The organism is Streptosporangium nondiastaticum (assembly GCF_003011965.1).
Taxonomy (GTDB): Bacteria; Actinomycetota; Actinomycetes; order Streptomycetales; family Streptomycetaceae; genus Streptomyces; species Streptomyces nondiastaticus.
This window is the reverse complement of record NZ_PXWG01000174.1, coordinates 1-12,468: the sequence shown is the minus strand read 5'-3', so window position 1 is coordinate 12,468 and position 12,468 is coordinate 1. Positions and strand designations below refer to the sequence as shown.

The following is a 12,468-nucleotide window of genomic DNA, read 5'->3' as shown; positions in this document are numbered from 1 at the left end:
CGCGGACCGCCCCGGCGGCCTCGGCGAGCTCGCGGGCCACGGCGGCGAGCCGCTCCGCGGCCGCCGGGGCCTCCGGGCCTGCTCCCGTGGTGCCCCGGGAGCCCGGGGTGCTTGCGGCCGTCATGCGCTCTCCTCAGGCGTGCGGGACTCCGTGGCCCGGGCTTCCGCCGTGGCGGCTTCCGTCGTCCGGGGGGCGCGGATCCCGATCCGCAGTCGCGAGGTGTCGAAGGCGTACGGGAGCGGCCGGCCGGGGCCGAGCCGGACGCCCGCCACGGCGAGCTCGCCGCCGCGCAGCAGCTCGGCGACGAACCCGGTGGCCAGCTGCAGGGCGAGCTCCATCCCGCTGCACTGGGCCTCGCCGCGGCTGAACGGGGCGACCGCCCAGTCGCGCTCGGCGCTGCCGTCCAGCCACTTCTCGGGTGCGAACCGGTGTGCGTAGTCGAGGCGTTCGCCGTCGCGGGCGTGGAAGGCCGCCGGCACGAGGACGTTGACGCCGCCCGGCGCGACCGCGTCCCGCCAGCGGGTCTCGCCCGTGGTCCGGCGCGCGAGGCCCGTGACCGGGGGCCACAGCCGGGCCGCCTCCTGCACGCAGGCGCGCAGGTAGGGCATGCCGAGGAAGCCGGGGACCGTGCGGGGGCCGTGGGTGCGGTCCGCCGCGCGGATCTCCTCCATGACGCGCTCGTGGTGGCGCGGGTGCGTGGCGAGCAGGGCGAGCGTCTGCACCGTCACCGCGGTCAGCGCGCCGAGGGCCATGAACCAGTGGCTGACCTGGCACTCCGGAGCGGTCTCGGGGCCCCGGGGCGCGGCCGCGAACAGCCCGGCCAGGCTGCGCGGGTCCGCCTCGTACAGATATCTCGCCTGGCGCTGCATCATTCTGCGGCGCAGCCGGCGGGTGCGGCCGGCGCGCCAGCGGCGGGCCCCCATCCAGTTGGCCTCGGCGAGGAGTTCGCCGAGCAGCCGGGAGAACTCCTCGTCGTCGGCGGCCGCCTCGCCGAGGAAGCAGCGCCGGCCCACGCGCTCGAAGCTCTCCCGCAGGGCCTCCGGACGCAGTCCGGCCACGGCCCCGGGGCCCAGCAGGGCGGCGGCCTCCTCGCCGGTGACGCGCAGGAAGTGGTCGGCGAGCCGGTGCACCGGGCAACCGGTGTCCAGGACCGCGTCGTTGAACAGCCTGCGCACGATCCGCTGGCGGCCGTGCGAGGCCACGAGGGTCTCGGGCTGGACGGGTGCGAAGCCGCTCACCTTCTCCCAGGTGTCGACCGCGTAGACCGCGACCGGGCCGGACAGCACCTGCCGGGCGTCGTCGGCGTCGAGCACGAGCAGGGTGGGGCCGGCGGCGCCGCGCACCAGGACGGGGCCGCGGCCGTGCCTGCGCCGCAGCCGGCGCATGGTCTCCGGGGCGCGGCGGGCGGTGTCGGCCCGTGCGACGAGCGCGGCGATCCGGGGCCGGGACCGGAACACGCCCTTGAGGTAGTTGGGGAGGAAGTAGGTGAGGGTGAGCCGGAGGTTCTCTCCCGCGGATGCGGCGGGCAGTGCCGTCCCCCGGCCCGTGCCGACCCCGGGCGCGATCGTCATGCGTCGGACCTCGTGAGGTTGAAGTGATCAGTGAGAGGGGAGCATTGCCACTTCGGGTCCGGCGGAGTCATCAGCTAGGAAGATCACCCGAGTTTTCATCCCTGGGGGTGAAAAAGGTGATTGCCGTTGCCGTCGCCGGCCGCCCCGGTCGGACGGTCACGGCGACAGCAACGGCAAAGGCGGGACGGTAAGGACCGCGGGACGGCGAAATCCGGCCTTCTCCGGGACGGGTGGCGGTCAGCGCCGTGACCTCGCCATCCCCATGCGTGCCAGGCCGAGGGCCACCAGGCATGCCACCGCTCCGACGATGACATTGCTGACGATCGCGGCCGTGATGAACGCGTGACCGGAGACGACCCAGGGCGAGACGATCGTCCAGGCGCCGAGGCAGAGGGCCGCCCAGCTCATCGCGTGGGTGCGCTCGTAGGCGGGGCCGAAACCACCGACCAGGCAAGCGAAGGCTGCACCCACGATCACATTGTGGATGGCAAGAGTGGAAGCGCCGCTGAAGCCCACAATCCATGGCGAGGCGGCCAGGTAGACGCCGCAGAGGAGGGCGAGCGCCTCGACAGCCTGGGCGACGGGGGTGCTCGTCGCCGCTTCGGATTCGGCGCGGAGCGCGAGGATGTCCGGGTGCTGGTCTATCCGGGGCGACGTAGGAGCGGTCACGTCAGCCACCTTCTTTCCGTGTCAGGTCTGACCTGCCTGCATTTTAACCTGATTGGAGGGATTTTCACCTGAATGGGGGTCGTCATATCTGGCGATTTCCCCTGTGTTGGGGCCCGGTTTCATCCCGTCACCCTGGGGGAACCCGGCCAGTCGGTTTCCGGGGGCGAGGAAGACTCGAAGACTCGGCGATACGAGGAGGCGGCCGTGGAACAGCTCAAGGGACAGGGCGAACGGATGCAGCACCGGGGCGAGGCCCGGGAGGAGACCGCGCGGACCCGCCGTCCGGTCCAGAGCGAGACACCGGACCGGACCGGCGAGGACCCCGACGCCGAGTCGCACATCATCCGCGGCCTCGACTGACCGCGGGACCGCCCGGCGGCCGGCCCGGAACCGCTCGGCGCCGAGCGCGGGGCCGGACGAGTGTGGGGCCGCCCGCGGCCGGGACGCGCGGCGGCCTCAGCCCCGTACGGGCACGAACCGCACCGGCGTGCCGGGCACGGCCTGGGCCGCGGCGGCCAGTTCCGCCTCGGGGACGACGCCCACGACCGGGTAGCCGCCGGTCGTCGGGTGGTCGGCGAGGAAGACGACGGGGCGGCCGTCCGGGGGGACTTGGACGGCGCCCAGGACCATGCCCTCGCTCGGGAGCTCGCCGTCCGCGGCGCGCTCCAGGGCCGGCCCCTCGGTCCGCAGGCCGATCCGGTTGCTCGCGGCCGACACCCGGAAGGTGCCACGGGCCAGCGTGCGCAGCGCGGCGGGCGTGAACCAGTCGTCGCGCGGCCCGAGCACGACGGGGAGCACCAGCCCGCCGACGGGCGGGCCCGCCCACGGGACGGCGTCGGCGTGCGCGGGCGGCCCGCAGGGCGCACCGAGCGGCAGGACCGCGCCCGCGGCGAGCGGCTCGGGGCCGAGGCCCGACAGCAGGTCGCGGGAACGGCTGCCGAGGACGGGCGGTACGTCGACGCCGCCCGCGAACGCCACGTAGCTGCGCAGTCCGGAGGCGGCCCGGCCCACGTCGAGCACGGCACCGGCAGGCACCCGCACCGCGGCGCCCCACGCCACCGGCCGGCCGTCGACCCGCACCGGGCAGGGCGCGCCGGTCACCACGACGGTCACGGCCGCCGAGGTGCGCACGGCGCAGCCGTCGACGGTGGTCTCCAGCGCGGCGTGGCCCGCGGGGTTCCCGGCGAGGCGGTTGGCGAGCGCGTGCGCGGGCCGGTCCAGGGCGCCGGAGCGGCCGACGCCCAGGTGCGCGTGGCCGGGTCGGCCGAGGTCCTGCACGGTCGTCAGGGCGCCGGGCCGGACGACGGTCAGGGCGGGCGCGCCGCTGCCTGCTCCGGTCGCCGGAGTGTCCGTTCCGGTCGCCGGGGTGTCCGTTTCGGACAGGCCGTGGTCCGCTCCGGGCGCCCGGCCTTCCGCTTCGGACGCCGGGCCGTCCGTTCCGCGCGTCCGGCCGTCCGGTCCGGATCCGGTCATGGGGTCACCTCGACCGGTCATGGGGTCACCTCGAAACGTACGCGGGTGCCGGGAGACAGCAGCGCCGCCGGTTCCCGTTCCGCGTCCCACAGGACCGCGTCCGTACGGCCGATGAGCTGCCAGCCGCCGGGCGAGGAGCGGGGGTAGACGCCGGTGTACGGGCCGGCCAGGCCGACCGCGCCGGCGGGCACGGCGGTGCGGGGCGTGGCACGGCGCGGCACGTGCAGGTGGGCGGGGAGGCCGGTCAGATAGCCGAAGCCCGGGGCGAAGCCGCAGAAGGCGACGCGGAATTCGAGGCCGGAGTGGATCGCCGCGACCTCGTCCGCGGCGACGCCCCACAGAGCGGCCACCTCGGCGAGGTCGGCCCCGTCGTAACGGACCGGCAGGACGACGGGTTCGCCGTCGGCGGCCGTGAGCGGCGGCACGTCCCAGTGCACGATGTCGGCGGCGAGGGCCTGCGGGTCGGCCAGGCCGTCGAGGAGGACGGTGCGCGCCGCGGGCACGATCTCGGTCACGGCGGGCAGGGTTCTCGCGGCCCGGCGGCGCAGCAGCTCGGCGTGGAGCGCCTGGGCCTCCTCGCCGCCGGGGACCTCGACGAGCAGGGCGTGCGGGCCGACGCGCAGGGGGCGGGCGCGGGACGCCGTCACGCGAAGGCCTCCAGCCGGACGCCCGCGGCCTCCAGCGCGGCGCGCACCCGCCGGGCGAGGTCCGCGGCGCCGGGCGTGTCCCCGTGGAGGCACAGGGAGCGGGCCCGTACGGGGACCTCCTCGCCCGTCAGGGCGGTGACGGCCGCCTCCCGGGCCATCCGCACGGAGCGGGCGACGACGGCGTCCGGGTCGAGGACGACCGCGCCGGGGGTCCGGCGCGGCACGAGCGTGCCGGCGGCCGTGTACGCCCGGTCGGCGAACGCCTCGCCGACCACCGGAAGTCCGGCCTCCGCGGCGGCCTCGTGCAGCCGGGAGCCGGGCAGGCCCAGGACCGGCAGGGCCCCGCCCGCGCGCACCACGCCGGCGACGACGGCCGCGGCCTGCTCGGCGTCGGTGACCGTGCGGTTGTAGAGCGCGCCGTGCGGCTTGACGTAGGCGACGTCCGCGCCGGCCGCCCGCGCGAAGACGCGCAGCGCGCCGACCTGATAGGTGATCTCGTCGGCGAGCTCGTCCGGAGGCACGTCCATGGCGCGGCGCCCGAAGCCGGCCAGGTCGCGGTAGGAGACCTGGGCGCCGATGCGCACTCCGCGCCCGGCGGCCCGCTCGCAGACCTGCCGCATGGTGGACGGGTCGCCGGCGTGGAAGCCGCACGCGACGTTCGCGCTGGTCACGACCGTCAGCAGGGCGTCGTCGTCGGTCAGGCGCCAGCGCCCGAAGCCCTCCCCGAGGTCGGCGTTGAGGTCGAGCACGGCGGTGCCGTGGGCGTTCATGCGTTCTCCCCTTCCCGCTCCCGCAGGGCGCCCAGGATGAGCTCCAGGGCGTCGTCCAGATAGGTGGTCAGCTCGCGCTCCGCCGCCGCGTGCTCGCCGTCCTCCAGGAGCCGCGCGAGGGCGCGGTTGCGCACCAGGAAGGGCTCGTGGAAGCGGCGCGGCGAGGGCATCGCGTGGAAGGCCAGGCGGAGTTCGGCCAGCAGCCGGTCCATCGCGGCGTCGATGCGCGGGCTGCCGGACAGGGCGGCGAGCGCCCGGTGGAAGCGCAGGTCGGCCGAGGCGACCTCCTGCCAGTCGCCCCGGGCGGCGGCCCGCTCGGCGTGGTCCACCGCGGCGGTCACGGCCGCCCGCAGCGCCGGAGCGGCCCCCGCGGCGGCCCGGACGCCGGCGCGCTCCAGGGCGGCGCGCACGCGGTAGATGTCGGTGACGTCGGCGGGGTCGACGACGCGGACGAAGACGCCGCGGTTGAGCCGGTGCACGACCAGGCTCTCGTGGACGAGCAGGCGGAACGCCTCGCGCAGCGTGTTGCGCGAGACCCCCAGGTCCCGGCCGAGGGCCTCTTCCGAGAGCCGGGTTCCGGGCGGCAGGCCGCCGCCCTCGATGCGGTCACGGAGCACGCCGGCGACGCGCTGTGCGGTGGACAAGGTCATCGGCATCCCCAAGTACTTGTTGATCGCCCACACCTATTGAGAATTGTTGAACAATATCTTAGCCTCCTCGCCAATCCCCTCACCCGATCGAGTGAGGGTCGTCCGGGATCCCGGAAGGCGGAGCCCATGATCGTTCTCCTGGGCGTCCTCGTGGTCGTGCTCGGCTTCGCCACGAGACGCAACCCCCTGCTGGTCGTCGGCGCCGCCGGCATCGTCACGGGCCTCCTCGGCGGCCTCTCCCCCCAGCGCGTCCTGGCCGCCTTCGGCACCGGGTTCGCCTCCAGCCGCTCGGTGACGATCTTCGTGATCACGCTGCCCGTCATCGGCCTGCTCGAACACCACGGCCTCCAGGAACAGGCCCGCCGCCTGATCACCCGCTTCGCCGGGCTCACCGCGGGCCGCTTCCTCGCCCTCTACCTCCTGCTGCGCCAGATCGCCGCCGCCGTCGGCCTCAACAACGTCTTCGGACACGCCCAGACCGTCCGGCCGCTCGCCGCGCCGATGGCCGAGGGCGCCGCCGAGCGCCGCCACGGGCCGCTGGGCGAGAAGGCCCGCGAGAAGGTGCGCTCGTTCGCCGCGAGCGCGGACAACGTCGGGCTGTTCTTCGGCGAGGACGTCTTCCTGGCCGTCGGCTCGATCCTGCTGATCACCGGCTTCGTCAACACCACGTACCACACGCACCTCGAACCGCTGCAGCTCGCGCTCTGGGCGATACCCACGGCCCTGTGCGCGCTCGCCGTCCACGGCTGGCGGCTGCTGCGGCTCGACCGGCAGCTGTCCGGGGCGGCGGTCCCCGGACCCGGCCGCACCGCCGACCTCGGGGAGACCGTCAAGTGATCAAGGCGGAGTGGTTCTACTGGCTGGTCGGCGGCATCTTCCTGGTGATGGCCGCGCAGATGCTCACCGACCGCACCAACCCCAAGCGCGTCGGCACCGCCGCCTTCTGGGGCCTGCTCGGGCTCGGCTTCATCTACGGCACACGGGTCGCGGACAAGTCCGCCCCCGCCGAACCCCTGGGCGCGGCCGTCCTCGCCATGGTCTGCCTCGCGGGCTTCGGCTTCACCGGCCGCGGCAAGGGCTCGGCCGCCACGCCCGAGCAGCGGGAGGCGCGCGCCGACCGGTGGGGGAGCCGCCTGTTCGTCCCCGCCCTCACCATCCCCGTCGTCGCCCTCGTCTGCGCGGTCGGCGTCAAGAAGCTCTCCCTGGACGGCGAACCCGTCCTCCAGAAGGGCAGCGAGACCATCCTCGGCCTCGGCATCGGAGCAGTCGTCGCCCTCGTCGTCGGCATGGTGATGCTGCGCGAGAAGCGGCTCACGACCCCCGTGCACGCCGGGCGGTCCATGCTGGAGTCGATGGGCTGGGCCATGCTGCTGCCCCAGCTCCTCGCCACGCTCGGCTCCATCTTCTCCGTCGCCGGCGTCGGCGACCAGGTCCGCCGGATCACCACCGCGGTGCTGCCCGACGGCTCGCTCTTCCTCGCCGTCGTCGTCTACTGCGTCGGCATGTTCCTCTTCACCGTCGTCATGGGGAACGGCTTCGCCGCCTTCCCCGTCATGACCGCCGCCGTCGGCTGGCCCGTCCTCGTCGTCCAGGAACACGGCAACGCCCCGGCCGTCCTCGCCGTCGGCATGCTCGCCGGATTCTGCGGCACGCTCGTGACGCCCATGGCCGCCAACTACAACATCGTCCCGGCCGCGCTCCTCGAACTGAAGGACCAGTACGGGCCCATCAAGGCTCAGATGCCCACGGCCGTCGCCCTGCTGGGCTGCAACATCGCCATCATGTATTTCTTCGCCGTCTGACGGCCCCGGGAGGGGGAACGACCACATGACCCGTGTCCTGCTCACCGGATTCGAGCCGTTCGGCGGGGAGGAGACGAACCCCTCCTGGGAGGCCGTCCGCGCCGCCGCCGCACGCGCGCCCGAGGGGCTCGCCCTCTCCACCGCGCGGCTGCCCTGCGCGTTCGGCACCGCCCTCGACGCCCTCCGGGAGGCCGTCGAGCGCACCGCACCGGACCTCGTGCTCTGCGTGGGGCAGGCCGGCGGCCGCCCCGACGTCACCGTCGAACGCATCGCCGTCAACATCGACGACGCCCGCATCCCCGACAACGCGGGCGCGCGGCCCGTCGACGAGCCCGTCGTCCCCGGCGGGCCCGCCGCCTACTTCTCGACCCTGCCGGTCAAGGCGTGCGTCGCGGCCGTGCGCGAGGCCGGGCTGCCCGCCTCCGTCTCCCAGACCGCCGGCACGTTCGTCTGCAACCACGTCTTCTACGGCCTGATGCACCTCGCCGCGACCGAACGTCCCGGGCTGCGGGGCGGATTCGTGCACGTCCCCTACGCGCCCGCACAGGTCACCGACCGGGCCCTGCCCTCGCTGCCCGTCCCCGCCGTCGCGGAGGCACTCTGTGTGATCGCCGTCACCGCTGCGGGGCGCACCACGGACATCCGTGCGGAAGGCGGAGCCACACACTAGGGGCGTGGCGGACATTCCGCCCGTGCCGTTTCGTCCGTTGTCGGTGTGACCGCCTACTCTGTGCGACGTGACTTCTCCAGCCCCGGCGGCCGCTCCGCCCCAGCTCAACGGGACGTCGCGGCCGGCCCCGGGCCCGGCCGCCGACGAGGGCCTGGCGCGCCGGCTGCGCGCGCTCGCCTGCACCGCGCCGCTCCACGACCTGGACGCGCGCAAGGCCAACCTCGCGGGCGAGTACGGCGTCTACGCCATGGCGGAGGTGGCGCTCGCCGCCATCGACCTGGTCACGCTCAACATGGACTTCGACACCGGCGCCGACCACGAGCAGATAGTGGCCCGGCTGCAGCCGCGCGTCGCCGCCCAGGCGCCCGAGCGGCCGCAGGCCGAGCACGAGCGGGTGGCCCGCTGGGTCCTGGAGAACCTCATCAACGTCGGCAGCGTCGACCGCGGCTTCCGCGCCGTCTACGGCACCTTCGGGGCCGACGGGGTCTACGTCCGGCGCGACTACGACTTCAAGCTCGTCGAGGAGGTGCCCGGCCCCGGCGGCACGGTCTTCCTGCGCACCACCGACGAAGCCGTCAACGTCCTCGTCGGCGCCCTCGACACCGACGTCACCAGCGCGCAGATCGCCGCCGAGGTGAAGCTGGAGGTCCTCATCAGCCGGGGCCGGCTCGCCGACGCCCAGCTCGCCGCGGAGCAGGCCCGCTACCGCACCGTGCAGTATGCCGAGACCCTCCGCAAGACCCTCGACGCCACCCGGCGCAACGTCCGCGCCGTCGACTGGCTGAAGGCCGTCCCCGACATGATCGCCGAAGCGCTCGACCACGTCGCCGACCGCTACCGCCACGAGAACGCGATCCTCACCAACATCCGCAAGGCCCGCGACGAGGCCGAGGAGCCCGAGCACAAGCGCCGCGCCGCCGAGCTCGTCGACATCGTCAAGGACTGCATCCGCCGCCACACGCAGCTGCAGTCCCGCCTCCTGGAGGCCGGGCCGCTCTTCCGCGCGGAACAGGACCGCCAGGCGTTCGCGGTGAGCGCCGGCCGGGCCGGCCTCGACCTCTACGGGCAGCTCCTCGCCCCCGTGCTGCCGCTGCCGCTGGAGCAGGCCGGGCGCGTCACCGACGCCTTCTTCGCCCGCGGCACGGGGCTGCGCACGCCCGTCTCCGTGCGCGTCACCGACCTCGTCGACATACTCCTCAGCCCGCCCGCCGAGCGGGAGCACCTCGGTGCGGAGATGCCCGAGCCGGACCTCATCGCCACGCCCGACGACAGCCGCTTCAGCGAGGAGCAGCTCGCGAGCGCCATGGAGCTGCTCACCCTCCCGCCCGACGCGCCGCGCCGCCTCTCCGGCCTCCTCGCCGACGCCCGCCGCGAGGACCCCGAACTGCCCTACCTCGTCGCCCTCCTGGCCGTCCACGCCGCGAGCCCCGCGGTCGGCACGGCCTACCGCCAGGGCGAGCAGTCCCTCCTCTTCGCCGTCGACGACGGCACGGTCCTCGACGACCCCGAGTTCGGCGGCGCGGACCTCATCGTGGGCACGGCGCTGCTGGACGCGGCCGGTATGGCGGCGGATCGCCAGGAGGCGACGTGACGGGGCGCCTGCGGCGGGCCGGTCCGGAGGCGTGCCGGGTGCGGCGGGCGGCCCGGAACCGTGCGGGTGCCTGCGGAGGTCGGGCCGGAGCCGTGCCCGGCCCAGCGCTGCGGCGGGCCACGGCGGCTTGCGGTCGCTTCGGCACCGCCGGGCCGCGCCGCGGCGGTTGCGCGCCGCTGCGGCGGGAGCGAGTCCCCGGCCCCGCCCTTTCACCGCTTCCCGGGACCGTACGCAAGCCGCCGCGGCCGGCCCGCGCATTCCCTCCGGGCGGAGCCGCGAGGCTCTCGCCGCCGCGTCCCGGCGGTGCCGCACCCCACCACAAGACCGACATCCGCAGGAGTACGAACCCGTGACTGACTACGACGCCGAAGCCCCGGCGGAGCCGGACGTCGCCGGTGAGGCCGACGCGCCCGGCAAGGGCACCGGCACCGTCACCCCCGCCGACGCCGCCGACGCCGCCCGGCTGGTCGCGTTCGGTCTGCAGCCCAAGCTCGCGCCCGCGCGGGACGCCGAGTACACCGAGCTGCTGCGGCGCCACCGCGACGACCCCGCGTTCGCCCGCCTCGCGGACGCCGTCGCGGCCGGCCTCGGCCTGGTCGTCCTGGAGGTGTCCACCCGCGCCGGCATGGCCGTGACCGCCGCGGAGGACTCCGTCTTCGCCGTGCGCATGGGCGACTACGCCCGCCGCGCCACCGTCGACTCCGGCGACCGCTTCCTGCACGGCCTCGCCCACCTCGCGGTCGCCGCCCTGGCCTTCCCGCGCCCGGAGGACCTCGCCGACGACGGCTACATCGGCCGGATCACCGTCAACGGCGTGGACGCGTTCGTCCGGCAGGCCTGCCGCCGCCTGGAGGAGCGCGCCGCCGCGCAGGGCGAGAACACCGACCCGACGACGGACGCCCCCGGCCTGGAGGCCGCCTGGCGGGTCTACGCGCGCCGCAGCGCGACGGGCGCCACCAAGGACGCCCGCCGCCTGGCCGGCTCGACCACGGGCATCATCGCCAAGGCCGTCGCCTTCCTCGTCGACTCCGGCTTCCTGCAGCGCACCGGCGACGACGCCGGCGGCGCGTTCCGCACCACCGCCCGCTACCAGCTCCAGGTCCGCGACATGGCCGGCAGCGCGGCCATGGCCGAGCTGCTGGAGCTGGGGGTCGTGCCCGTCGGCGACGGCGGCGCGACGCTCCTGCCGCCGGACGACGCCGACGACCTCGACCTGGTCGCCGACGCCGGCCTGCCCTTCCACGCCTCCTGACGCCTCCGGTGCCTCCCGGCCCCTGCTGACCCCTCCTGCCCCTTCCACTGCGACAAGCGAGAGTCCGCCGCCATGTACGAGCTGTCCCGGGTCCGCCTCTACTCCATCGGGCCCGCCGGTGCGCGCTACGCCGACACCGTGCTGGACCTCCGGGGGGTGGGCGCGCCCGTGCCCACCCCCGCACCGGCGCAGGCGGAGTTCTTCGAGGAGGAGCCCGTGGGGCCGCCGCGCCGCCCCGCGCCGGCCGGCGTGCTCTTCCTGGAGAACGGCGGCGGGAAGTCCGTCCTCCTCAAGCTCATCTTCTCGGTCATGCTGCCCGGCCACCGCAACACCCTGGGCGGCGCCAGCTCGGGCGTGCTGCGCAAGTTCCTGCTGGCCGACGACTGCGGGCACGTAGCGCTGGAGTGGCAGCACGTCCTGACGGGCGAGAGCATCGTGGTCGGCAAGGTCAGCGAGTGGCGCGGCCGCCAGGTCTCCAACGACCCGCGCAAGTTCGCCGAGGCCTGGTACTCGTTCCGGCCCGGCCCGGGCATGAGCCTGGACGCCCTGCCCGTGGCCGAGTCGTCCGCGATGCGCACCGCCGCCGACGGCACGTCCGGCGCCCGCGGCCGCCGCCGCACGATGAAGGGCTTCCGCGACGCCCTCACCGAGGCCGGCAAGGCCTACCCGCACCTGGACGTGGTGTGGGAGGAGGTCCACGAGCGCTGGAACGAGCACCTCGGCGAGCTCGGCCTCGACCCCGAACTCTTCCGCTACCAGCGCGAGATGAACGCCGACGAGGGCGAGGCCGCCGGCCTCTTCGCCGTCAAGAACGACTCCGACTTCACGGACCTGCTGCTGCGCGCGGTCACCGACACCCGCGACACCGACGGCCTCGCCGACCTCGTGCACGGCTTCGCCCACAAGCTGGGCCGCCGCGCCGAGCTCACCGCCGAGCGGGACTTCACCGCCGGCTCCCTCGACCTGCTGTCCCGCATCGCCGACGCCGCCGTCAAGCGCGAGCAGGCCCGCGGCGTGCACGCCGGCGCCGAGCGCCGCACCCGCGGCCTGGCCCGCCGCCTGTCCGCGCGCGCGTTCGAGGAGCGCGGCCGGGCCGCCGAGCTGGCCGAGCAGGTGGCCGCCGCGGCCCACGCCGTCACCGACGCCGAGACCGAGCGCGGCCGCAGCTCCCTGATCGCCGCCGAGATCGCCTACCGGCACGCCTCCCTGGCCCTGGCCGCGGCCGAGAAGGCCGCCGCCGCCCAACGCCGCGAGCTCAACGACGCCCGCACGCTGCACTCCGCCTGGCAGGCCGCCGAGACCGTCCTGCGCCACCGCGCCGCCGCCGACCGCTCCGCGCGCGTCGCCGCCGCCATCCGCGAGGCCGAGCGCG

At 75.3% G+C, this 12,468-nt stretch carries 13 protein-coding genes; 7 read left to right on the top strand and 6 right to left on the bottom strand.

Annotation, left to right across the window (positions count from 1 at the left end):
* Positions 1-120: 120 nt before the first annotated feature.
* On the bottom strand, positions 121-1,572 hold the full coding sequence (locus B7P34_RS32515; RefSeq protein WP_106681764.1) for a cytochrome P450: 1,452 nt from the start codon (positions 1,570-1,572) through the stop codon (positions 121-123).
* Positions 1,573-1,809: 237 nt separating this feature from the next.
* Positions 1,810-2,241 (bottom strand): SPW repeat protein, encoded by a 432-nt coding sequence (locus tag B7P34_RS32510; RefSeq protein WP_106681766.1) that lies wholly within the window; start codon positions 2,239-2,241, stop codon positions 1,810-1,812.
* A 204-nt stretch (positions 2,242-2,445) separates the two neighbouring features.
* Between B7P34_RS32510 and B7P34_RS37820 the strand changes: the two genes are divergently transcribed.
* Positions 2,446-2,601 carry a hypothetical protein gene (locus tag B7P34_RS37820; protein WP_157848552.1) on the top strand — a complete coding sequence of 52 codons (156 nt, stop codon included), beginning with the start codon at positions 2,446-2,448 and terminating at the stop codon, positions 2,599-2,601.
* A gap of 96 nt (positions 2,602-2,697) precedes the next feature.
* Here the strand turns inward: B7P34_RS37820 and B7P34_RS32505 are convergent, their stop codons facing one another.
* The 4 genes from B7P34_RS32505 to B7P34_RS32490 are packed head-to-tail and all read right to left on the bottom strand — an operon-like array spanning position 2,698 to position 5,781.
* A complete protein-coding gene (locus B7P34_RS32505) occupies positions 2,698-3,714 on the bottom strand; it encodes a biotin-dependent carboxyltransferase family protein (protein WP_106681763.1) in 1,017 nt (338 codons plus the stop codon).
* Between the two features lie 17 nt (positions 3,715-3,731).
* Positions 3,732-4,361 (bottom strand): 5-oxoprolinase subunit B family protein, encoded by a 630-nt coding sequence (locus tag B7P34_RS32500; protein WP_106681762.1) that lies wholly within the window; start codon positions 4,359-4,361, stop codon positions 3,732-3,734.
* Complete coding sequence (locus B7P34_RS32495; RefSeq protein WP_106681761.1) at positions 4,358-5,131, bottom strand: LamB/YcsF family protein; 774 nt, start codon at positions 5,129-5,131, stop codon at positions 4,358-4,360. Before B7P34_RS32495 ends, B7P34_RS32500 begins: the two co-directional genes overlap by 4 nt.
* A complete protein-coding gene (locus B7P34_RS32490; protein ID WP_106681765.1) occupies positions 5,128-5,781 on the bottom strand; it encodes a GntR family transcriptional regulator in 654 nt (217 codons plus the stop codon). Before B7P34_RS32490 ends, B7P34_RS32495 begins: the two co-directional genes overlap by 4 nt.
* Positions 5,782-5,907: 126 nt before the next feature.
* Here B7P34_RS32490 and B7P34_RS32485 point away from each other — a divergent pair, with 126 nt between their 5' ends.
* From B7P34_RS32485 to B7P34_RS32460, 6 genes are all read left to right on the top strand, one after another.
* Positions 5,908-6,618 (top strand): DUF969 domain-containing protein, encoded by a 711-nt coding sequence (locus tag B7P34_RS32485; protein WP_106681760.1) that lies wholly within the window; start codon positions 5,908-5,910, stop codon positions 6,616-6,618.
* The gene (locus tag B7P34_RS32480; RefSeq protein ID WP_106681759.1) at positions 6,615-7,583 is read left to right on the top strand and encodes a DUF979 domain-containing protein; all 969 of its coding nucleotides are present in this window, start codon (positions 6,615-6,617) and stop codon (positions 7,581-7,583) included. The genes B7P34_RS32485 and B7P34_RS32480 overlap by 4 nt, the downstream gene beginning before the upstream one ends.
* Positions 7,584-7,608: 25 nt before the next feature.
* Positions 7,609-8,253: a pyroglutamyl-peptidase I gene (gene pcp / locus B7P34_RS32475; protein ID WP_106681758.1), complete on the top strand. Its 645-nt coding sequence runs from the start codon at positions 7,609-7,611 to the stop codon at positions 8,251-8,253.
* A 67-nt stretch (positions 8,254-8,320) separates the two neighbouring features.
* Positions 8,321-9,844: a hypothetical protein gene (locus tag B7P34_RS32470; protein WP_106681757.1), complete on the top strand. Its 1,524-nt coding sequence runs from the start codon at positions 8,321-8,323 to the stop codon at positions 9,842-9,844.
* A 349-nt stretch (positions 9,845-10,193) separates the two neighbouring features.
* The gene (locus tag B7P34_RS32465) at positions 10,194-11,096 is read left to right on the top strand and encodes a hypothetical protein (RefSeq protein ID WP_106681756.1); all 903 of its coding nucleotides are present in this window, start codon (positions 10,194-10,196) and stop codon (positions 11,094-11,096) included.
* Between the two features lie 72 nt (positions 11,097-11,168).
* On the top strand, positions 11,169-12,468 hold a 1,300-nt coding region (locus B7P34_RS32460; protein WP_223268454.1), incomplete at its 3' end, for a hypothetical protein.

Coding starts and splice junctions, on each gene's coding strand:
- B7P34_RS32485 (WP_106681760.1), top strand. CDS start 5,908: ATGATCGTTCTCCTGGGCGTCCTCGTGGTCGTGCTCGGCTTCGCCACG.
- B7P34_RS32505 (WP_106681763.1), bottom strand. CDS start 3,714: ATGACCGGATCCGGACCGGACGGCCGGACGCGCGGAACGGACGGCCCG.
- pcp (WP_106681758.1), top strand. CDS start 7,609: ATGACCCGTGTCCTGCTCACCGGATTCGAGCCGTTCGGCGGGGAGGAG.
- B7P34_RS32490 (WP_106681765.1), bottom strand. CDS start 5,781: ATGACCTTGTCCACCGCACAGCGCGTCGCCGGCGTGCTCCGTGACCGC.
- B7P34_RS32495 (WP_106681761.1), bottom strand. CDS start 5,131: ATGAACGCCCACGGCACCGCCGTGCTCGACCTCAACGCCGACCTCGGG.
- B7P34_RS32515 (WP_106681764.1), bottom strand. CDS start 1,572: ATGACGATCGCGCCCGGGGTCGGCACGGGCCGGGGGACGGCACTGCCC.